This window comes from Sphingomonas sp. BL-S-29, assembly GCF_055521495.1.
Window position 1 is genome coordinate 4,184,818 of the sequence record NZ_CM145482.1, and the last position, 21,103, is coordinate 4,205,920.

Genomic DNA, 21,103 nt, shown 5'->3' on the forward strand with positions numbered 1-21,103 from the left:
CGCCTGACCCGCCCTTGCACCCGGCACTGGCGTCTCACGCCTCCAATCCGCTTGCGCTACCACTCGGCCGCAATGTGGTGCGAATATTCTACAATGGCCGCGATGCCACCAACCGATCAGCGATCGGCGCGGTCGATGTGGATTTGTCGAGGCTTGAAATCGCGACCCTTCATCGTGAGCCCTTCCTGTTGCCGGGAGCACAAGGCACCTTCTGCGCCGACGGCGTCAGCATCGGCGGATGGTTCGACCAAGACGGCGGTCGCTGGCTGCTGCTAATGGGCTGGACGCTGCTTGGTGCGGGCCGGTGGCGGGGCGCGATCGGACGGATCGCCATCACTGCCGACGGACGGTTTGAGGATTCAGTGGAACAACTACTCGAAGCCGGTGTCGCGCTCGATCCGCTGAGCCTTTCATATCCATGCGCGTTTCGAGATGCCGGTGGCATTTCCGTCATGCTCTACGAAAGCACGCAGCCGGGCGAACCGCGCACGCACCCCCTTCACGCCGCCACATCCAGGGACGGCACCTCATGGCAGCGCATGGGCGTGGCGCTCGGCCCCGTCACGGGGCTCACCACGGGCTATTCCCGACCGAGCGTCCTGCGCATCGGGGACCATTGGCATCTCTGGGCCAGCCGGCTGGGCGCCATGGGCGAACGGTACCACATTGCCCATGCGGCCAGCCCGGACGGCCGCACCTGGACGGCCGACAGGGATGCAGCGCTCCTTCCATCGGGCGAAGGCTGGGACTCGGCGATGGTCTGTTACCCCTCTGTATTCGAGCATGGCGGGTCACGTTACATGCTGTACAACGGCAACGATTTCGGCCGGAGCGGGTTCGGACTGGCAAGGTGGGACGGCGCGTGAGGGGGAATATCTACGATCTCGGTTACATTCTGACGGTAATAGCGTTCACAGCCTACGGCCAGATCGTGCTGAAGTGGCGTGTCAGCCAATTCGGCTCGATGCCCGAAGACGTAGAGGGTAAGCTGCGTTTTGTCGTCGGCTCGCTGTTCGACCCCTTTATTGCCTCAGGGCTCGCGGCGGCCGTGATAGCCTCGCTTGCCTGGATCGCAGCGATGACACGTATGGATCTGTCCTATGCTTACCCGTTCCTTTCGATCAATTTCGTGGTCGTGATGGTTCTGAGCGCCTGGCTTCTCGATGAACCGCTCAATGGCGGACGGGTGGCCGGGGTCTGCCTGATCATGCTCGGCACGATCCTGGTCTCGCGCAGTTGAACCGGGCTCATTGATTGCCCCGCTTCGACGTTCCGCTTAGTCGCGTGCACCTGACGGGACGTGAGCGTGCTTATCTCGATCAGGCGCTGGAGGACGGACACCTTTGTGGCGACGGGCCCTTCACGGCTCGGTGCGAGCGTACCATCGAGGCGTTGACCGATTCGCCACGCGCGTTGCTGACTCATAGTTGTACCGCCGCACTGGAGATGGCGGCCCTGCTGCTCGAACTCGTACCCGGCGACGAGGTCATCATGCCCTCGTTCACCTTTCCATCTACGGCCAATGCTGTCGCACTACGCGGCGCCGTGCCAGTATTTGTCGATATTCGCGCAGACACGCTCAATCTCGATGAGCGACGGATCGAGGCGGCGATAGGCCCTCGAACACGCGCGGTTCTGCCGGTTCATTATGCTGGGGTCGCCTGCGAGATGGAAGCCATCATCGCCATTGCCCAACATCACAAGCTGATGGTGATTGAGGATGCGGCGCAGGGTGTCGGCGCGACCTGGCGGGGTAAAGCACTGGGGTCAATCGGCGATTTGGGCGCGCTCAGCTTTCATGCGACCAAAAACATCGTCTCGGGTGAAGGCGGGGCACTGCTTGTGGCCGATGACGCCATGGCTCGGGACGGCGAGATCATTCGGGAAAAGGGCACGGATCGCGCCCAATTGGTACGCGGCGAAATCGACCGCTACGAATGGCAGGGGCTCGGCTCCTCCTATCTTCCAAGCGAACTCACCGCCGCCTTTCTGCTCGCTCAGCTCGAGGCTGTCACCGAGATTACAGCGCGGCGGGTAGAAATCTGGGAAATGCTGCACGATGCCCTGGAACCGCTAGAGGCTGCCGGGCGAATACGCCGCCCTATCATACCGCCGGACTGCGGCCATAATGGCCACATCTATTATGTGTTACTGTCCGATCCTGCCGAACGCCCAGGCGTGCGGGCGTCGCTGGCGGCGGAAGGCATCCAGTTGCTCTCGCATTACGAGCCGCTTCACTTGTCCCCTGCGGGCCGTCGTTTCGGCAAGTCCGCGCATCACATGGACGTAACCGAGGCGAGCGCCAGCCGACTGCTGCGCTTACCCGTCTGGCCAGACATGACTCACAGTCACGCGGAGCGGATTACAAGGGCCTTTGCCCGGGCGATGTCAGTCTGAGCCGAGTGCTCGCCGAGAGCTTTTATATTGCCCGCCGCCCGGTCAGGTCAGGTCGGCGGTGCTTTCTTCCGAGCTGTGAGCGTGGCGATCGGAGCAAGCGAAGCAATTGCCATCAATATGCGTTGCTATGCACCAGGACCCGGAACGTCAGTGCGATAATTTTCAGGTCGCGCCAGATCGACCAGCCACCGAGATATTCCAGATCGGCGTGCAGCCGATCGGTAAGATCCGAGCGGACGTTGGTCGCGCCACGATATCCCCTAACCTGCGCCAGCCCTGTCAGGCCCGGCTTGGCGGCATGGCGGTGCCAATATCGACCGTCGATTTCCCAGAACAACTGGCCCTCGGCCCGCGACCCAAGCGCGTGCGGCCGCGGCCCGACGATACTCATGCTGCCAAGGAGCACGTTGATCAGCTGCGGCAACTCGTCGATGCTGACCATCCGGATGAAGCGGCCGACCGTCGTGATCCGGTCATCGTCGCGACGCGTGGAGGCAACACCATCGCCGTCACAAACCTCGTTGCGCATGCTACGAAACTTGAAGACGCGGATGATCCGGTTGCTTCGTCCGATACGCGACTGAATGAAGAAGACCGGTCCCGCACTCTCAATCTTTATTGCGATCGCCACGATCATGAACAGCGGCGCGAGAAAGATCAGCGCGGTGCCCGCAACTGCCAGATCGAAGAGGCGCTTTACAAGTCGGTCGAACAGCCCGAGCGGGCCCTGAGCGACGATGATCGTCGGGACGGCGCCGAAACGACCCAGCCCTCGTGGCCGCATGTCGGAGAGTTCGGGCACGATGATCTCGGCATGGATGTTGGCGCCCTGAAGGGCATTGGCCCAAGCGAGCCTGAGGTCCGGCGCACAGTCCAGCACGACCCTGTCGGCGCCGCGCAAGGCGGTCCCGAGCTTGTCATACATGATGGGAGAACTGCTCTCCGGATCGAAATCGGACAATTTCAGGAAACCGGAAAACTCTCCATTCAGATGGCGCGGCGCCTCCTCCGCGATCAGGACGATGGAATAGGGACTTCCGCCAAGTATCGAAAATGCGCGGCGCAGAAAGAAGGTGCGTGTCCCGGCGAGGCTGACGGCGCTGGCGACAATACCGATCGCGAAGGCAAGGCGCGAAAGTTCCTGGCTCGATTTGAAATAGAAGGCGACGAACAGCACAGTGGCAGCCGCGAGGAGCAACGCGCGTAGCGCGCGCTTTACCCCGGTCTCCGGTGTCGTGGTTATGTCTGCGGAATAGGCGCCCGCGCTGGCGGCGCTGCCGAGATAGACGATCGCTATGGTGGTTCCAATCACGCTCCATTGCGAGCCGAATGGCGGGTAGACGAGACGCGCGAACGCAAAACTCGCATAGATGCACAGCATATCGAGGAGGATCAGGAAAGCGTGGAGACGCAGCCTCACCATGCGGCGTGACTTTAGTCCCTGCGCGCCGGTGCCGGAACCGTTTTCTACCTTTGCAGGCTCCAACCGTAGACCAAGCTCAACATTCATCGCCGGCCCCCTGCCTGGCCTCGAATCAACTTTTCGAGGGCGCAGCATAAGCAGGCAATCATTACCTGTTCAAGACTCGTCCTGCAGCGCAGCATTCACTCTAACATGATATTTACGCAATCTGCCGCCAAAATTGCCGCTCGCAGGCTGGCTCTGCTCTCCCCTTTCAACGGCGGTGCAGCAAAGGGAAAATCAATCGCCGATACGAAGCGCGACGTCGGATCGGCGCCGCGGCGCGGCCGGGGCGCCCAAAACGCCCCAATTGCCTTGGGCTGATATCTGGTGTTTTATTGCGCCAAAGCGGAGTTCGATCCGTCATGATGAGAGAGGAGGTAACCGAGGATATTCTTCATGACGATGCTTGAACGGATTGCCCGCGGCATTCACGCCAGTCTTAGCGGTGCTGCCTCCATCGAAGCCGACGCGACATGGGATTCGATGCCGAATGGCGAACGAGAGCCTTATTATGCCGCGGCGCTCAGGATGCTGACCGTCATCCGAACACCGACGAAAGCAATGTTGCTCGAGGGGAATCGGGCCGGCGCGCCGATGGATGCCGCCAATGTCTGGGAGCGCATGGCTTACACTGCACTCTATGAGTCGAAATAGCCGCGGGCCTTGATCTTGCGTATCGGCCTCAATCCTCCCGCAGCGCGCGCGCCGGCCGCACGTTGAGCACCGGCAGGCTGCCGACGACCCCGATGCTCAGCGTCACCAGGACCGACGCCATGAGAGTCAACGCGACCAACCCCCAGTCGGGCGCCCAGGGCAGGCCGAAGACCTGGACGACGACATACCACCCTGCCCCCGCCCCGATCGCCAGTGCCACGCCGGCAAGGAGCAGCCCGAGCAGCGCATATTCCATCGCCTGCACGCCCAGCACCTGAGCCCGGCTGCCGCCGAGCAGCTTGAGGATCACCGCATCCATCCGCCGGGCGCGGGCCGAGGCGGCGACCGCGCCGACCAGCACCGCAACGCCGGCGGCGACGGTAACCGCCGCCGCCGCACGGACGGCGAAGGCGATGCGGCCGAGCAGTTCGCCGAGCTGCCCGATCACATCGCCGACGCGGATCAGGGTGACCGAAGGCAGGACCGCGCCGACCTCGCGCGCGATCGGCCCGTCGCGACCGGGCGGGGCATAGACGCTGGCGAGCAGGCTGTGCGGCGCTTCCTCGATCAGGCCGGGCGAGAAGACGATCGCGAAGTTGAGGCCGAGCCCGCTCCAGTCGATCGTGCGCAGCGCGGCGATGCGGGCCGGCACGTCGACGCCGAGCACGGCGACGGTGATCTCGTCGCCGACCTTCAGGCCGAGCGACGCAGCGGCCTTGTCCTCGATCGAGACGAGTGGCGGGCCGCGATAGCCGGCCGGCCACCATCTGCCGGCGCTGATCGTGTTACGCGCGGGCAAGGTTGCTGCCCAGGTGATGGTGCGGTCGCCGCGGAGCACCCAGGCATCCTCGGGCAGGTTCTTCATGTCGGTCACGCGCCGGCCCTTGAGCGCCACGACCGAGCCGCGCAGCGACGGCGTCGCCTCGAACCGCGCGTCCGGCGCGGCGCGCCTGACCGCGGCGCGGAAGATGCCCGCATCCTCGGGCTGGAGATCGATCGCGAAGAAGCGCGGCGCCTTGGCCGGGGCGGCATTGGCCATCTCGCTCGACAGGCTGGTGTCGATCACCGCCAGCGCGACGAACAGCGAGAAGCCGAGCCCCAGCGCGACCACCAGCCGGTCGGTCTGTGCGCCAGGGCGGTGGAGATTGGCCAGCGCCATGCGCAGCAGCGGCCGGCGGGGACGAGGCAGCCGGGCAATGCCGCGCCGGAGCGCCAGGCCGATCAGCCAGAGCGCGACGATGAGGACGGCGATCGCACCAACGAAGCCGAGCGCCAGGATCGGATCGGATGCCGTCAGCACGGCGAGCGCGACGAGCGCGACGAGCAGCCCGGCCATCGCCCCGATCACCCGCCAGGACGGCAGGCGACGGCGCGCGACCGCGCCGCGCAGCAATCGCGCTGCCGGGACACTCCGTGCCCGGGCCAGTGCGGGAAGCGCGAAGAGGATGCCGACGATCAGGCCCAGCGCCGCTGCGCTCAGCAAGGGCACGGGATAGAGGCCGAGGCGTGGCGGTACAGGCAATGCGTCGCCGGCAACGGCCGCGACGATCGGCGGCACGGCCGCGCCGAGGATCAAGCCGCTGCCGATGCCGGCACCCGCGACCAGGCCAAGCTGGATCAGGAACATCGAGGCGATGGTGCTGGAGCGTGCGCCGAGCACCTTGAGCGTCGCGATGATCGGGGTCTTGCCGGCGAGATAGGCGCTGACGCCGCTGCCCACGCCGACCCCGGCAATGGCCAGCGCGGCGAGGCCGACGAGCAGGAGGAACTGGCCGAGCTGGGCGATGCCGCGCCGGAGCCCCCCCGCGGCGCTGTCGGCGGTGCGTTCCGACCAGCCCGCCCCCGGGAAGCGCGCGGTCAGACGCTTGCCCAGCGCCTCGGCATTGACGCCCGGCGGCAGCGCGAGGCGGTAGCGGCTCTCGTACAGGCTGCCGGGTTGCACCGCATTGGTCGCGTCGAGCCCGGCCATGTCGACGATCACGCGCGGGCCGAAGCTGAAGCCGTCGCCGAGCGCGTCGGGCTCCTCGGCGATGATGCCGATCACCGCGAGGCGCGCGGTGCCGATGCGGATATGGTCGCCGACCTTCAGCCCCAGTCGGTCAGCGAGCGCGGGCGCGATGGCCGCCTGACGGCCGTGCGGGCGCGACGCAAAGGCGCCGGGCTCGAGCCTGAAGCTGCCGACGAGCGGCCAGCGATCATCGACGCCCTTGAGGTCGATCAAGGTCGGCGTCGCGCCGTCCTCGGGCTGGACCATCGCGCGCATGCCGACGGTCTCCGACATGCGGCCGCGCGCGGCGAAGGCGGCGCTTTCCTCGACCGTCGCGCGGCGCTGCGAGATACGCATCTGCAGGTCGCCCCCGAGCATCGCCCTGCTCTGCCCTTCGAGCGCGGAGAGGATGCTCGCCGAGAGGCTGCCAATCCCGGCGAGCGCGGCAGTGCCGAGGAACAGGCAGAGCGCGAGCAGCATCAGGCCGCGCCCGCCCCGTCTCAGGTCCCGCAGCGCCAGCCGCCAGGCGAGCCTCACGCGCGGCGCCGGTCAGCGACGATGCGGCCGTCGGCCAGCTCGATCACCCGGGCGCAGCGTGCCGCCAGCGCGGGATCATGCGTGATCACGAACAGGGTCGCGCCGGTGTCGCGGTGCCGCGCGAAGAGCAGGTCCATGATCGCGGCACCCGTCGCGGTGTCGAGATTGCCGGTCGGCTCATCGGCGAACAGCAAGGCCGGGCGAGGGGCGAGCGCGCGGGCGATGGCGACGCGCTGCTGCTCGCCGCCGGAAAGCTGGGCGGGATAATGGTCGAGCCGGTGGCCCAGCCCCACGCCTTCCAGCTCGGCCGCGGCGCGCGCGAACGCATCGCGCTCGCCGGCCAGTTCGAGCGGGACGGCGACATTCTCCAGCGCGGTCATGGTCGGCAGCAGGTGAAAGGCCTGGAGCACGATGCCGATCCGGCCGCGTCGCGCGACCGCCAGCGCATCCTCGTCGAGCGTGGCGAAATCCAGCCCGGTGACGCCGACCGCGCCGCTGCTCGGCCGCTCCAGCCCGGACAGGATCGCCATCAGCGACGACTTGCCCGACCCCGACGGCCCGAGCAGCGCGACGCTGTCCCCGGTTGCGACCGACAGGTCGATCCCGTGCAGAATCTGGACCCGGGCGGGCGGTTGCCCGAGCGCGAGCGTGACCCCGGCGGCAACGATCACGTTGCTTTCGGGAGGTGTGGGGCTATCCGGGATACCGGCCGATGCGGAAGAAGATGATGATGCCACGATTCCCGGGATATGGCGTGCTTCGCCGACTTGTCCAACTCGGCCTGTTGCTGGCGCTGACCGCCGCCGCACCGGCGCCGCCCAAAAAGCTGGTCTGGGCGTTCGGCGACAGCCTGATGGCGGGCCTCGGCCTGCCGCCCGACCAGGGATATGTGCCGCAGCTGCAACGGGCGCTCCGGCAAGCCGGGGTCGATGCCGAGGTGCGCAATGGCGGGGTGTCGGGCGACACTGCCGCTCAGGGACGGGCACGGTTGTTGTGGGGCCTGCGCGGGCTCGGCCGGAAGCCCGATCTCGTGCTGCTGGAGCTTGGCGCGAACGACATGCTGCGCGGCCTGCCGACCGATCAGGTTGCAAGCAATCTCGACCGGATCCTGGCGGAGCTGAAGCGGCGGCAGATCCCGGTGCTGGTCATGGGCATGCGCGCCGCGCCCAATCTCGGCGCCGACTATCGCGGCGCGTTCGAGAGCATCTATCCGCGCCTTGCGAAGCGCCATGGCGCACCGCTCTATCCCTTTTTCCTCGAGGGCGTGGCGGGCAACCGGGCCCTGATCCAGGCCGACGGGCTGCACCCCAATGCGAAGGGCGTCGCGATCGTGGTGCGCAGGACGCTGCCGAGCATAGGAGCCGCGCTACGGCGGAAGGCTCCACTTTTCCCTGTTCCGGCCCGTTAACAGGGAAAAAGCAGGGAAGGGAAAAATTTTCCCCTGTCACGTTGGATTTTGGACGCCTTATTTCGTATAAATATCAAATGCTTATTGGAATCTACCCTGTTCTGCGGAACAGGGTAGAATTTCGCCATAACAGGGTAACGCCATGCCAATAGCAGGGTGGGCAGGCGGCGTACGGGGCGCCTTTTCGGTCGGTCATGTCAAAGAGCGCGGTGGCTGCCTGTGGAACACGCAGCCGGCAGCATCATGCAGCTATTTGGACCGAGTTGAATCAATCCCAACCTTGATAACTATTATCCATCCGCGATATAATGTACTTGGAGAATGCCCCATGGCCAGCAGCGTCGACCTCGGAAACCATCTCGAAAATTTCGTCGGCCAACTCGTCAAAACGGGCCGTTACAACTCGCGTAGCGAAATCCTGCGCGAAGGGGTTCGTCTCATTCACGAGCGTGAGACTCGTCTTGCCGCGCTGGACGCATCCATAACGCGTGGCATTGCCGACGCTGACGCCGGGCGAATCCAGAGCCTGGACGCTGCAGCAGCGATGCTCGACGCGAAATATGCGTCGATGCCGGAAACGCGCGAGGCGCGGTGAAGGTTGTCCTGACTGACGAAGCGCTTGGCGATCTGGAGCGGATCGGCGACTATATCGCGCGGGACAATCCGGATCGTGCCCGCAGTTTCATACGAGAGTTGCTCGACAAGGCGCGGCAACTGGGTGACCTTCCTCAAGGCTTTCCACTGGTGCCCCGTCACGCGCATCTTGGCATTCGCCGCCGCGCGCACGGCAGCTACCTGATCTTCTATCGAGCGGAGCCGGACCGCGTGACCGTCATCCATGTCCTTCATGGTGCGCGTGACTACGAGGCGCTGTTGTTCCCCGACGATTGATCGACCCGGCCACCCCTCGCTCAGCGCGTGTCGATCAGCAATATCTCCGCGAACTTGCGCGATTCGATGCGGATGGCGGTTTCGTTAGTGATCGCGGCGCCTTCGAGCGGGCCGATGGCCTGGCCGTTGACGTCCACCGTGCCGGCCAGCGCCATCACATAGGCATGGCGCGACCGGGTGAGCGCATAATCGATCGCTCCCCTGGCCGGCAGGCGGGCGCCGAACACCCGCGCATGCGATTGCAGCGGCATGGCAAGGCGATCCTGCGGAAAGCCGCTGGCGAGGAGCGCGAGGCGGCCGGTGTGGGCGCGGTTGGGGAATTTCACGATGCGCCGCTGCACACGCTCCGGCACCGTTTCCATGCGCAGCCGGATCTCGACGAATTCCGCGGGCCTGGCGCCAGGATTGCTCTGGGCATGCGTGATACCGCGTCCGGGACAGAGCAATTGCACTTCCCCCGCCAATGTCCGGTCGACGGCATCCATGTTGACGTGATGCGCGATCACGCCCTTGCGCACGATCGTCAGGATATCGACCCCGTCGATGGCGTGCGGCGGCATGTCGGCACGCGGTTCGAGGATATTGTGGTTGAGCGTGGTCAGCGCACCCCAATGGCCGCGCGCGGAATCCTGATATTGCCCGAACGAGAAATGATGCAGCGCCTCCAGCCCGGGCAGGCGGCTCCGTCCCAGCTCGTCACGCGCGCGCAACACGACCATCGCTCACACGCCCGGCGTCAGGCGATAGCCGACGCCGGGTTCAGTCAGCAGCAGCCGGGGATCGCTGGGATCCTCCTCGATCTTCTGGCGCAGCAGGCCGATATAGACGCGCAGATACTGGCTGTCGGCACCCTCCGATCCCCAGCCGGCGGCGAGCAGCCTTTTGTGAGTCACCACCTGGCCGGCGCTGAGCGCGAGCACGCGCAGAAGATCGAACTCCTTCGGAGAAAGCCTGACCACATCGCCGTCCAGCCTGACCTGGCGCGCCGCGAAATTGATCTCGAGCGGAGCACCCGAATAGGTTTCCGGCTCGCTCTCCAGGCTCTTGCCGCGGCGGATCGCGGCGCGGATGCGCGCCATCAGCTCGCCGATCTCGAACGGCTTGTTGACGTAATCGTCCGCGCCATTGTCGAGCGCGGCGATCTTCTCCGCCTCCTGGTGCCGCGCGGAGATCACGATGATCGGCACCGCGCTGGCCGCACGAATCCGCCGGATAACTTCCTTGCCGTCCATGTCGGGCAGACCGAGATCGAGCAGGACGACGTCCGGCCGCTCATCCAGGGCCAGGCGCGAGGCGCTGCTGCCATCGGAGGCGACGCGCACTTTATAGCCCGCGGCGCCCAAGACGGGCTGAAGCACGGCGATGAGCGACGGCTCGTCATCGACAAGCAGGATATGAGTCATGAGCGGTCGCTCCCCATGGCAAGCGGAAGGCGAATGGTGATGCAGGTGCCGCGTCCCTCGATGCCGGGAATCGTCGCGCCGATGGTGCCACCCAGCGCCTCGACGAACCCCTTGGCGATGGCGAGGCCCAGACCGCTGCCGCGCGGCGACGCCTCGCTGCGCGCGACGCGGTGGAAGCGGTCGAACACACGCTCGGCATCCTGTTCCGGGATGCCATAGCCTTCATCGGCGATGGCGATGCGGCAAATATCCTCCGCCCCGGATATGCCGATGCGGATGCGGGTGCCGTCCTCGCTATAGGTGATCGCATTGTCGAGGATGTTGATCAGGACGAGCTCGAACAGGGCCGGGTTCGCGGCGATCTGAAGCTCGGATGCCCGGTCCTCCAGGGCAATCGACCGCGCGCCGGCCCGAGACCTGACTCGCTGGACCGCCGTCGCGACCATCTCGGACACGCCGAGCACCTGGAGCGAGGCAGGCTCTCCACGCGTTTCGAGCCGGCTCATCTCAAGCAGGTTGGCGGTGTAGCGGTTGAGCCGCTCGCCTTCCTCGACGATGCCCCGCAACAGGCGAAGCGAGGTTTCCGGATCGAGCTTCTCGCCATAGGTGATCAGGCTGGAGGCCGATGCGCAGATCGCGGTCAGCGGGGTGCGGAAATCATGGCTGACCGACGCAAGCAGCGCCGTCTTCAGTTCCTCGGCCCGGGCCGAGGCCTGACGCTCGGTCATCCGTTCGGACAGGGCCGCGCGCTCGAGCGCGAGCGCGACCATGTTGCCGAGCGCGTCGACGAATGCGGGTTCGATCCCGCGTGGGCGGAGCGGCTCGACGATCATCAGGATGGGGAGGCCGGTGCTGCCTTCGAGACGGCGACCGATGAGATTTCCGTCGTTGAGCGTCAGTGCCGGACCCGACAGCAAGGCCTGGGCCAGGGCCTGCCAGCGATCGTCGCGCTCCACCAGGTCGAGCGGAACCGCGGTCCGTCCCTCGGCGCGGAACAGCGAAATCCGCGCGCCGAGGATTTCATGGGCCGCCCCGTCGACGGTCGCGACCACATCCTCCGGGCGCTGGGTGGATTGAAGTTCGCGGCTCAGCTCGAGCAGACTGTTGAGCTGGAGATTGCTCGACCGCGCCGCCTCGGCATGATCCTTGAGCCGGCCGGCGAGCACGCCCGACACCAGGGCGCACAGGTTGAAGATGACCAGCGGCGCGATGTCGCTGCCCGTCGCCAGCCGGAAGGTCAGCACCGGCTCCGTCAGGTAGAAATTGTAGATCAGGAAGCCGACCAGCGCGGCGATCAGCGCAGAGGCCAGACCGCACAACGCGCCCGTGACGGTAATGCCGAGAACGAAGACCAGCGCCGCCGCCACCTCGCCATAGCGGGCTGCGGCGAAGGAACCGGTGGCGGACACGGTGACGAGCAGGAGCGTGAGCAGGAACTGACCGCTGCTCAGATGCAGCTTCACCTTGCGCATGGTGCCGAGCAGCGAGGTGGGAGATTCCGTCATCGACTAGCGTGTTTGCCCTCATCACCGGGTTTGGTCCACGGCGGCTGAGGCGGGCCTGTCGGGAGCGAATGCCCGCCCGCCGCCGTGGTGGGTGGAGCACCGCCTTTCAGGAGGAGGGTCCGTGCCGGGGGGCACGGCGGTGCTCGCCCAATCGGGATAGGCGCCGCCCGGCCGACCCGTCCATGCATAAAAAACCTATAGTAACGCTCCCTGCCCGCGCAGCCCTAGGGAGAGAGCGAACGCTGTCCCTTGGGGGGAAGAATGATGAACAAGATGGTCCTGACCGCCGCGATCGGCGCCGCGATGCTTGCCGGCTGCGCGAGCAAGAAACTGCCGGTCGACGGCAACAGCTATGCGCCGGGCGCCGGCGAGGCCTATACCGCGCCGGACAGCCTGTCCGGCCTGCAGGCCAGCCTGGTTGCCGCGGCAGGGAGCGACCGGGTGCTCTTCGGCTATGATTCCTTCACGCTCGAACCCGAGGCCCGCCAGACACTGGCGCGGCAGGCCGAATGGCTGCGGCAGCACCCGGACATCGGCTTCTCGATCGAAGGCCATTGCGACGAGCGGGGCACGCGCGACTATAATCTCGCGCTGGGCGACCGCCGCGCCCGCGCCGCCGCGGCCTTCCTGACCGCCGAAGGGATTGCGCCGACGCGAATCCGCACCATCTCCTATGGCAAGGAGCGCCCCGAGGCGCTCGGATCCGACGAGGGGTCCTATGCGGCCAATCGCCGGGCGGTATCGATCGTGATCGGGAACAATGGCAGCTGACCGAGGATGTGGCTATCGGCGCGGGACAGCGATCCTGGCCGCGACGCTTGCCTGCTGGACCGTTGCCGCCTGCGCCCAGCGATATAGCGACGATAGCTCGACCGACGAGCGTCAATATGACTGCGACGCGGGCAAATCCTTTTCCGCGGCCTTCTCCCAGGACCGGGTCCGGATCGATACCAAGGGGTATAGCTACGAGCTGGAGAAGCGCCCGTCGTCGGTGGGCGTCCGTTATGGATCCAAACGGGTCGCCTTCGCCCAGGACGAGGATCGTGCCGTGCTGATCGGCGCGGGTGACGGGCCGTACCAGGGCTGCACTGAAACCGGCTTCCGCATCAACAGGTGACGTCGCCCAGCGTCCGGCAGATGCCTTGACTCATGCATCGCCATTTAGCTATATAGCCAAATGGCGATGCAAACCGACCCCAGCCTCGACGCAGTCTTTTCCGCTCTCGGCGATCCAACCCGCCGGGCGATCCTGGCCAGGCTGAGCCTGGGCGAGGCGACCGTCTCCGAGCTCATGCGGCCCTTCTCGCTCAGCCAGCCGACCATCTCGAAGCATCTCAAGGTGCTGGAAAATGCCGGCCTGATCGAGGGTGGCCGCGATGCGCAGCGCCGGCCGCGACGGCTGCGCGCCGAGGCGATGAAGGACATGGCCGACTGGATCGAGCCGTTCCGCCGCCTGTGGGAGCGCCGCTTCGACAATCTCGACCATCACCTCGCCGCCCAGGCCGCGAAAAAGGAGGACTGACCGATGTTCACTGCCACCGACACCGATGCCGATCTCGTCAACCCGACCGGCTTCACGATCGATCGCGACACGAACACGATCCGTTTCGAGCGCGCTTTCGACGCACCCTCCATCCGCGTCTTCGACGCCTGGACTCAGCCCGAGCAGGTAGCCGGCTGGTGGGACCCGACGGGCGAGCGCCTGAGTTCCTGCGAGATCGACCTGCGCCCCGGCGGCGCCTTCCGCTTCGTCAGCCGACATCACCCCGACCGGCCCTTTTCCGGCGTGTATCGGGAGATCACGCCGCCCAATCTGATCGTGTTCGACGCCAATGGCGCGGTCGGGCGGGTGAAGCTGGTCGAGGCGTCCGGCAGGACTCGCATGACCGTCGAGATCCAGTGCCAGTCGAGCGAGCATCTCGACCACTATATGCAGATCGGCGTGCATCTCGGCACCGACCGGACGCTGGACAATCTCGTCGCCTTTGTCGCTGGGGCCTGAGGCCAGGCTCAGCCGCGCAGCATCTGCATCACATAAGCGCGGATGCGGCCGTAATTGTCGCGGAGCGGCCCGAGGATGCCGTGCCGCTCCGGCGGCAGATGCGCGAGCGGATGGCCGTTCTCACGGAAGACATAATGGTCGAACAGCGCCTTCCAGGCGCCCCGTTCGCCCTCGGGCCGTTCGGCAATGGCGATCATCGCGAGCAACAGCGTGGTATAGGGCGCATCCGGCCCGGCGCCGAACGCGTCCCACCAGTAATTGACCAGGACGTTGAACGGCGCGGTCGATTCGACCTGATGCCACCAGAGCTTGGGCAGATAGAGCGCGTCGCCGGGTTCGAGCTCGGCCACCAGGGCCCGATCGCGTACCGTTTCGAACTTCGGATAGCGCGCATCGCCAGGTGCCGCGGCAGCGGCGAGGCTGACCGGCTGGCCCGCCATGGTCCGATCGATCGGGCCGACATAGAGGCTGTCGATCAGCCTGGGATCGTACAGCGTGAAGCGCCGGCGGCCGGCGACGACGCAGGCGACATTGTCCATCGTGTCGTAATGCGCCGCGACATTGGAGGCGTGGCCAATCCAGATGCGCGGCCTGACGCCGGGTAGCACCGGGATCGGATTACGGTCGGCGAGTCCGGGAAGATAATCGTCCGTCGAGAGCGAGCCGGCATAGATGCTGTCGGCGTCGGGCCGATCGAGGCCGGCCAGGATTGCCTCGAGCGCGTCAGCGAGGCGCATCCGGCGACGCTCGAAATTGAAGCCCTGCAGGGTCTCGTCATAATAATATTTGCCGGCGATGCGCGGCGCGCCGAAAAAGGCCTCCATCTCGCGGCCCGTATCGAACGACGCGAGGTAGCGCGCGAAAGCGGCCGGCGACTCGCCCGCCGCGGCGATCGCCGGCCAGTCACGCACCAGCCCGCGCAACAGGACCGGGCGGCACGGCTCGACGACATCCCGCCGGAACGCCGCGGCATCGGTGAGCAATTCTGCCGGATATTCCGCAACGGCGGGCATGGCTGGTTCAGAACGCTCCGACCGGGGCGAGCGCGGTCAGCCGGTCGTTGCGGCGACGCGCCAGCGACGGAATCTGATTGAGCGAGCCGAGCATCAGCGACGCGGCATGGAGATAGCCGCGCCGGAACAGGTCGACCACCCGCGCATCCTCCAGATCGGCCAGCGCATCGCGATTGATGGTATAGGCGCCCGCCACGCTGCTCTTCGTGCCGTCGTCGAAGCTCACATCGATATCGATCGGTTCGACCAGCTTGAGGTCGAGCATCGTCCGGATGAACGCGCGCGTCTCGTCCAGGCCCGGGCGCAATTCGCGGAAGGTGGCGATGACGCGCTGCAGATAGGGAGTCGGCCCTCCCCCATCGTCGAACACCCGCTCGCCGCCAAAAGCGCTCACCCGGGGGCTGTCGAGATCGACCGCGAGGCCCGTCTCGGTCGCGAAAAAGGGTTCGCGCTCCAGGTTCAGCGGCCGGTAACCGTGCATGCCGCCGCCCGGCTTCAGGAACAGATTCTCCCCTTCGTCGAAACCGAGCATCGCGGCACAGAAAAAGGCGCCGGTGTCCGACTGCTTGCCGAACAGGATGGGATAATCGACCGCGAGCAAGGCGAATTCGCGCAGGATGACCTGAACGAGATGCGTGCCGTCGCCGTTGCGCGGGGAAGCGATCGTATCGATGCGCAGGTCGCGGTGGGCGACCGTGTCCAATGGCACGATATTGCTCATCAAGTCAGACGCCTTCCCATGGCCGCACCGCTCTCTGACGGTTGACCTATCCGTTGTGGAGATGGCCCGTCGCAGCCGACATGCGCCTCCCCTGCGCGATGATAGCTGGCGCCATGCGCGAAGCCAATGACGGATGATAGCGCGCACAAACAAGATCCATTCCCGATATAAATGCCCCCGTTCCCGTGCTCCAACCGATCAGCAGCCAGCCTGACAACGGCGGAAATGTGGCAAATATGGCGCTTGCCCGACAAAAATGTTCGCGCTACCACTATAGGATATAGAATATGCGAAAACGCATATAGGATATCAAAATCGGTGAGGCGCGTAACGGCGCGACCTCATCACGGAGAGGATGAATGGGGCTCCACTCATCATCGTGACGGAATGTGTCGTCGGGTCCGAAGGACCCGGCGCAGCATGGGGCGTGGTTCGCAGTGATCCGCGCCGACGAGGACGCGCCGACCGGAAAATGTGCCGGCGCCGAACCAGAAACGACGTTAGGCAGGAGAGAAGAATGACCATGAACAGGGTGGGCACGAGAACCGGCAAGGGGAGCGCGCTGCCGATACGCAGCCTTTTGCTCCTCGGCGCCTCGACAGTTACGATGATGGCGGCGCCGGCCTATGCGCAGGCAGCGGCGGAGCAGGACAGCCCTGCCGCGGGCGCGGCGGCATCGCCTGACGAGGACATCATCGTCACCGGCATTCGCGGGTCGCTCCAGCGCAACCTCGACATCAAGCGCGATGCCGTGGGCGTTCTCGATGCGATCTCGGCGGAAGACATCGGCAAGTTTCCGGATTCGAACGTCGCGGCGGCGTTGCAGCGCCTGCCGGGCGTGTCGATCCAGCGCGACGGCGCGCGCGGCGAGCCCACGGGCATCACGGTGCGCGGCTTCGGCGGCGACTTCAACGAGACGCTCTATGACGGCCGCCGCGTGCCCACGACGAATGGCGGGCGCTCGGTCGACTTCAGCACCGTCGGCGCCGATTTCGTCGGTCAGCTGAACGTGATGAAGACCCCGGACGTCTCGATCGGCGCGAGTTCGATCGGCGCGACGCTCAACATCCTGCTGCCCAAGCCGTTCGACCATCCCGGCTTCCGCCTGGCGGCCAGCGCATCGGGATCGTACCAGGAATATGCCAAGAAGGTCGTTCCGACCGGCGGGATCCTGATCAGCGACACCTTCGCCGACGACACCTTCGGCATTCTCGCCGACGTCGTCTATACCCGGCACGATACCCAGACGAACCAGGCTTATATCAACGGCTTCGGCTTCGCCTATTTCGCCCCGTGCCAGCTGGCCGGGAGCACGGCGCAAAACTGCGCGCCGACCTCCGCAACGGCGAATGCCCAGGGCGTTCCGACGCCCGCCAGCAACCTGACCAGCGTGCGCGGCGCGTTCGAACAGCAATATGGCCTGAGCCAGATCTACACCAAGGACGAGCGCATCGACGGACGCCTCGCCCTGCAATGGCAGCCGTCCGACAAGGTCCTGGTGTCGCTCGACAGCAATTTCTCACGCCAGTCGATCAACCAGGATTCGTTCGGCTTCGGCATCTGGTTCAACCAGGGCAGCCTGCGCAACGTCACGCTCGACAGCAACGGCGTGCCGACCAACTTCACCCAGGCCGGCACCCAGACCGACTTCAACGCGACCACCAATAGCGACGTCCGGCAGACCAGCCAGACTGGTCTGAACGTGAAATGGGACGTCTCCGACAACTTCAAGGTCGAAGCCGACGCCAATTATGCCAAGGGCTGGCGCAATCCGGACGGACGGGTCAACAGCCGCAACGGTGACGTCGGCTATGGCTTCGGCATCGGCCCGTCGCTCGGCATCGTCATTGCCGGCGACAGCACGAATTCGATTCCCACGCTCAACAATTACGGCGTGAACGGCGACGAAGCGCGCTGGGTCGATACCTCGGTCATCGGTTCGCATGTGACCGTGAACACGGCGAACAAGAACACCGATACCGTCAAGCAGGCCCGGCTGTCGGGCGAGTGGAAGCAGGACGATTTCTCGATCAAGTTCGGCGGGACCTATCTCGACGATCAGTTCAAGATCCAGACCAGCGACACCTTCGCCAATAATTTCTGGCAGGCCTATGCGGGCTATGGACCGCCCTCGGGTGGCACGACGGGCGTTCTGCTCCCCGCGAGCCTGTTCAAGGGTACGGTGAGCACCGCCAACTTCCTGCCGGGCTATACGGGCAATCTGCCACCGTCGCTGCTCCGGTACACCGCGGCGGACTATCAGGCCTATCTGACGAGCCTAGGCAACCCGCAGACCAAGAACATCCCGGGGTTCAACTATCTGGACGGACAGGTCGGCCCGAATTTCAAGGGCACCTTCGACGTCAAGCTCAACCCGGCCAGCGTGCAGGTCATCACGGAGAAGACCTGGGCGGCGTTCGTCCGCGCCAGCTTCGAAACCGAGATCGCCGGCATGAAGTTCAACTTCAACGCGGGTGCCCGTGAGGAAGTCACTCACATCACCTCGAGCGGCGTAGGCCAAGTGCCGCTGACGCTGACTCAGGGCATTGGCGATCCCACCCTGTTGTCGGTCGGATTCTCGCCCAGCCAGCCGGTGACGACGAAGAGCAGCTATGCCTATCTGCTGCCGAGCATCGACATGAAGCTGAACCTCACGGACAATTTCGACGTCCGGTTCGATGCCTCGCGCACGCTGACTCGCCCGAATCTCGGCTTCCTGACCCCGGTTCTCAACGTGGGCAGCGGCCAGCGTATCGGTGCCTTCACGGCCACCGGCGGCAACCCGACGCTGCGTCCGTATCTGTCGGAGAATTTCGACCTCACGGCCGAATGGTATTACCAGCGCAACTCCTATTTCGCGGTGGATCTGTTCGTGAAGAACGTCAGCAACTTCATCGTTGCCGGCGTGACTCGCCAGCCGATCAACAACGTGATCGATCCGACCACCGGGTTGCCGGCGCAATTCTCCGTCTCGGCCCGGGTCAACGGACCCGACGCGACGGTGAAGGGTGTCGAAATCGCCTGGCAGCACGTGTTCGGGGACAGCGGCTTCGGCTTCAACGCGAACGCGACCCTGGTCGATACCAACAAGCCCTATGATCCGAACGACTTCACCCAGAGCGGCTTCGCCGTCACCGGGCTGGCCAATTCGGCGAACTTCGTTGGCTTTTTCGACAAATACGGCTTCCAGGCGCGTGTCGCGGTCAACTGGCGTGACGAATATCTGCTCCAGTTCGGCCAGGCGCAGAACAATGGCAGGTTCGGCGCCGAACCGACCTTCGTGAACCAGAGCACGCAGATCGACTTCAGCACGAGCTATGAGCTGACGAAGCAGTTCACGATCTTCGCCGAAGCGCTGAACCTGACCAACGAGACCTACAGCACGCATGGCCGGTACAAGAACCAGCTGCTGACCGCGTACGGCTATGGCCGGCGTATCACGGCCGGCGTGCGCTTCCACTACTAAGAGGGTCGCATCCCCTGGGGCCGTCGACCGTCGAGGTTGGCGGCCCCCTTTTCTTTCATGCTAGGGGCAGCCCGGGCCACAGCGAAGAAAGTAGCCGACTGATATGGTTCGTCCGGTTCGCAATATCGTCATCGTCGGCGGCGGCACCGCCGGCTGGCTGACCGCGGGCGTCATCGCCGCACGCCACAAGGGCCGGATCGCGGCGGGCGACGTCAGCGTCACCCTGATCGAATCGCCTAACGTCAAGATCATCGGCGTCGGCGAGGGGACCTGGCCGACGATGCGCACCACCCTGCAGAAGATGGGCGTGTCCGAAACCAATTTCTTCCGCGAATGCGACGCGGCCTTCAAGCAGGGCGCGAAATTCGCCAAATGGACGACAGGCGCGGAGGACGACGCCTATTACCATCCGCTGATGCTGCCCCAGGGGTTCAGCGAAGTGAACCTGGTGCCGCACTGGCTGCAGGACGGCCATGGCCGGACTTTCAGCGACGCGGTCTGCCCGCAGGAAGCGATCTGCGAGGCCGGCCTTGCCCCCAAGATGATCACCACCGCCGAATATGATGCGGTCGCCAATTACGCCTATCATCTCGACGCGGGAAAATTCGCGCCGTTCCTGCAGCGGCATTGCACCAGCGCCCTGGGCGTGCGGCACGTGCTGGCCGATGTGACGAGCGTCAACCAGGCCGAAAATGGCGATATCCTGAGCCTCACCACCGAACAGGCGGGCGAGATTCCGGGCGACCTGTTCGTCGACTGCACCGGTTTCGCCTCGCTGCTGCTGGGCAAGACGCTGGGCGTCCCTTTTCGCGATTGTTCGGACGTGCTGTTCTGCGACACCGCGATCGCGATGCAGGTGCCGTTCGACGACCCCGACGCGCCGATCGCCTCGCACACCATCTCGACCGCGCAATCGGCCGGCTGGATCTGGGACATCGGCCTGCCGACGCGGCGCGGCACCGGCCATGTCTATTCGAGCGCGCATATCGACGACGAGACCGCCGAGCGCGAGCTGCGCGCCTATATCGGTCCGGCGGCGGACGGACTGACCGCGCGGAAGATCCCGATCCGTGCCGGGCACCGCGAGACCTTCTGGAAAAATAATTGCGTCGCGGTCGGGCTGGCCGCCGGCTTCATGGAGCCGCTCGAATCCTCGGCGATCGTGCTGGTCGAGCTTTCGGCCAAGCTGATCGCGGAGCAGATGCCGGCCAATCGCGAGGTGATGGACATCGTCGCCAAGCGCTTCAACGAGACCTGCCATTATCGCTGGGGCAGGATTATCGACTTCCTGAAGCTGCATTATGTGCTGACCAAGCGGCGCGACACGCCCTTCTGGATCGACAATGTCGCGCCTTCCAGCATTCCGGAGCGGCTGCAGGAGCTGATGCAGCTGTGGAAATACCAGCCGCCCTGGTTCTTCGAGGAATTCGACCGGCTCGACGAGATCTTCCCGGCCGCGAGCTACCAATATGTCCTGTACGGCATGGGCTATGAGACCGAGGCCAATCCGCTGGAGACGGCCACGACCCGGCAGCGCGCGGCGCGCCTGATCGACGAGAATGCGCGGATGGCGGCGCGGATGCGCGAGCAGCTCCCCCGGAACCGCGAGCTGCTGAAAAAGATCGAGCAGTTCGGGTTCCAGGCGATCTAGGCG

The 21,103-nt window shown here is 65.3% G+C and carries 21 protein-coding genes; 13 read left to right on the top strand and 8 right to left on the bottom strand.

What is annotated here, in order from left to right; genetic code table 11:
* The first annotated feature begins 14 nt into the window (after window positions 1–14).
* From ACZ1I2_RS19885 to rffA, 3 genes are read left to right on the top strand one after another with little or no spacing between them, the layout of a single operon-like run.
* On the top strand, window positions 15–866 hold the full coding sequence (locus ACZ1I2_RS19885) for a hypothetical protein (RefSeq protein WP_465172455.1): 852 nt from the start codon (window positions 15–17) through the stop codon (window positions 864–866).
* Complete coding sequence (locus ACZ1I2_RS19890) at window positions 863–1,240, top strand: EamA family transporter (protein ID WP_465176106.1); 378 nt, start codon at window positions 863–865, stop codon at window positions 1,238–1,240. The genes ACZ1I2_RS19885 and ACZ1I2_RS19890 overlap by 4 nt, the downstream gene beginning before the upstream one ends.
* A 14-nt stretch (window positions 1,241–1,254) precedes the next feature.
* Window positions 1,255–2,397: a dTDP-4-amino-4,6-dideoxygalactose transaminase gene (gene rffA / locus ACZ1I2_RS19895; RefSeq protein WP_465172453.1), complete on the top strand. Its 1,143-nt coding sequence runs from the start codon at window positions 1,255–1,257 to the stop codon at window positions 2,395–2,397.
* A 112-nt stretch (window positions 2,398–2,509) separates the two neighbouring features.
* On the opposite strand, the gene ACZ1I2_RS19900 is transcribed toward rffA, so the two are convergent.
* Window positions 2,510–3,907 (bottom strand): sugar transferase, encoded by a 1,398-nt coding sequence (locus tag ACZ1I2_RS19900; RefSeq protein WP_465176105.1) that lies wholly within the window; start codon window positions 3,905–3,907, stop codon window positions 2,510–2,512.
* Window positions 3,908–4,258: 351 nt separating this feature from the next.
* Here ACZ1I2_RS19900 and ACZ1I2_RS19905 point away from each other — a divergent pair, with 351 nt between their 5' ends.
* The gene (locus ACZ1I2_RS19905; protein WP_465176104.1) at window positions 4,259–4,516 is read left to right on the top strand and encodes a hypothetical protein; all 258 of its coding nucleotides are present in this window, start codon (window positions 4,259–4,261) and stop codon (window positions 4,514–4,516) included.
* Window positions 4,517–4,544: 28 nt separating this feature from the next.
* On the opposite strand, the gene ACZ1I2_RS19910 is transcribed toward ACZ1I2_RS19905, so the two are convergent.
* Both ACZ1I2_RS19910 and ACZ1I2_RS19915 read right to left on the bottom strand, forming a co-directional pair.
* A complete protein-coding gene (locus ACZ1I2_RS19910) occupies window positions 4,545–7,040 on the bottom strand; it encodes an ABC transporter permease (protein ID WP_465176103.1) in 2,496 nt (831 codons plus the stop codon).
* On the bottom strand, window positions 7,037–7,711 hold the full coding sequence (locus ACZ1I2_RS19915; protein WP_465172449.1) for an ABC transporter ATP-binding protein: 675 nt from the start codon (window positions 7,709–7,711) through the stop codon (window positions 7,037–7,039). Before ACZ1I2_RS19915 ends, ACZ1I2_RS19910 begins: the two co-directional genes overlap by 4 nt.
* Before the next feature lie 59 nt (window positions 7,712–7,770).
* Here ACZ1I2_RS19915 and ACZ1I2_RS19920 point away from each other — a divergent pair, with 59 nt between their 5' ends.
* The 3 genes from ACZ1I2_RS19920 to ACZ1I2_RS19930 all read left to right on the top strand — a co-directional run bounded on the left by ACZ1I2_RS19920 (window position 7,771) and on the right by ACZ1I2_RS19930 (window position 9,339).
* Window positions 7,771–8,448, top strand: coding sequence for an arylesterase (locus ACZ1I2_RS19920; RefSeq protein WP_465176102.1), 678 nt, complete (start codon window positions 7,771–7,773; stop codon window positions 8,446–8,448).
* A gap of 328 nt (window positions 8,449–8,776) precedes the next feature.
* A complete protein-coding gene (locus ACZ1I2_RS19925) occupies window positions 8,777–9,043 on the top strand; it encodes a type II toxin-antitoxin system ParD family antitoxin (RefSeq protein WP_465176101.1) in 267 nt (88 codons plus the stop codon).
* A complete protein-coding gene (locus ACZ1I2_RS19930; protein ID WP_465176100.1) occupies window positions 9,040–9,339 on the top strand; it encodes a type II toxin-antitoxin system RelE/ParE family toxin in 300 nt (99 codons plus the stop codon). Before ACZ1I2_RS19925 ends, ACZ1I2_RS19930 begins: the two co-directional genes overlap by 4 nt.
* 20 nt (window positions 9,340–9,359) lie before the next feature.
* On the opposite strand, the gene ACZ1I2_RS19935 is transcribed toward ACZ1I2_RS19930, so the two are convergent.
* From ACZ1I2_RS19935 to ACZ1I2_RS19945, 3 genes are read right to left on the bottom strand one after another with little or no spacing between them, the layout of a single operon-like run.
* Window positions 9,360–10,058 carry a pirin family protein gene (locus tag ACZ1I2_RS19935; protein ID WP_465172444.1) on the bottom strand — a complete coding sequence of 233 codons (699 nt, stop codon included), beginning with the start codon at window positions 10,056–10,058 and terminating at the stop codon, window positions 9,360–9,362.
* Window positions 10,059–10,061: 3 nt separating this feature from the next.
* Window positions 10,062–10,742 carry a response regulator transcription factor gene (locus ACZ1I2_RS19940; protein WP_465172443.1) on the bottom strand — a complete coding sequence of 227 codons (681 nt, stop codon included), beginning with the start codon at window positions 10,740–10,742 and terminating at the stop codon, window positions 10,062–10,064.
* A complete protein-coding gene (locus tag ACZ1I2_RS19945; RefSeq protein ID WP_465181508.1) occupies window positions 10,739–12,247 on the bottom strand; it encodes a sensor histidine kinase in 1,509 nt (502 codons plus the stop codon). The genes ACZ1I2_RS19940 and ACZ1I2_RS19945 overlap by 4 nt, the downstream gene beginning before the upstream one ends.
* A gap of 264 nt (window positions 12,248–12,511) precedes the next feature.
* On the opposite strand from ACZ1I2_RS19945, the gene pal reads away from it, so the two are divergent.
* The 4 genes from pal to ACZ1I2_RS19965 are packed head-to-tail and all read left to right on the top strand — an operon-like array spanning window position 12,512 to window position 14,249.
* Entirely contained in the window at window positions 12,512–13,018 is a 507-nt protein-coding gene (pal, locus tag ACZ1I2_RS19950) for a peptidoglycan-associated lipoprotein Pal (protein WP_465176098.1), read from the top strand.
* The gene (locus ACZ1I2_RS19955) at window positions 13,008–13,364 is read left to right on the top strand and encodes an MliC family protein (protein ID WP_465176097.1); all 357 of its coding nucleotides are present in this window, start codon (window positions 13,008–13,010) and stop codon (window positions 13,362–13,364) included. Before pal ends, ACZ1I2_RS19955 begins: the two co-directional genes overlap by 11 nt.
* 60 nt (window positions 13,365–13,424) lie before the next feature.
* Entirely contained in the window at window positions 13,425–13,769 is a 345-nt protein-coding gene (locus ACZ1I2_RS19960; protein ID WP_465176096.1) for an ArsR/SmtB family transcription factor, read from the top strand.
* 3 nt (window positions 13,770–13,772) lie between these two features.
* A complete protein-coding gene (locus tag ACZ1I2_RS19965; RefSeq protein ID WP_465172438.1) occupies window positions 13,773–14,249 on the top strand; it encodes an SRPBCC domain-containing protein in 477 nt (158 codons plus the stop codon).
* A gap of 8 nt (window positions 14,250–14,257) precedes the next feature.
* On the opposite strand, the gene ACZ1I2_RS19970 is transcribed toward ACZ1I2_RS19965, so the two are convergent.
* A complete protein-coding gene (locus ACZ1I2_RS19970) occupies window positions 14,258–15,262 on the bottom strand; it encodes a cupin-like domain-containing protein (RefSeq protein WP_465172437.1) in 1,005 nt (334 codons plus the stop codon).
* A 7-nt stretch (window positions 15,263–15,269) separates the two neighbouring features.
* The gene (locus tag ACZ1I2_RS19975; protein ID WP_465181509.1) at window positions 15,270–15,983 is read right to left on the bottom strand and encodes a SapC family protein; all 714 of its coding nucleotides are present in this window, start codon (window positions 15,981–15,983) and stop codon (window positions 15,270–15,272) included.
* 517 nt (window positions 15,984–16,500) lie between these two features.
* Here ACZ1I2_RS19975 and ACZ1I2_RS19980 point away from each other — a divergent pair.
* Together ACZ1I2_RS19980 and ACZ1I2_RS19985 are read left to right on the top strand one after the other, a co-directional pair.
* Window positions 16,501–19,449: a TonB-dependent receptor gene (locus tag ACZ1I2_RS19980; protein ID WP_465172435.1), complete on the top strand. Its 2,949-nt coding sequence runs from the start codon at window positions 16,501–16,503 to the stop codon at window positions 19,447–19,449.
* Between the two features lie 103 nt (window positions 19,450–19,552).
* Window positions 19,553–21,100 carry a tryptophan halogenase family protein gene (locus ACZ1I2_RS19985; RefSeq protein ID WP_465176095.1) on the top strand — a complete coding sequence of 516 codons (1,548 nt, stop codon included), beginning with the start codon at window positions 19,553–19,555 and terminating at the stop codon, window positions 21,098–21,100.
* The last annotated feature ends 3 nt before the right edge of the window (window positions 21,101–21,103 follow it).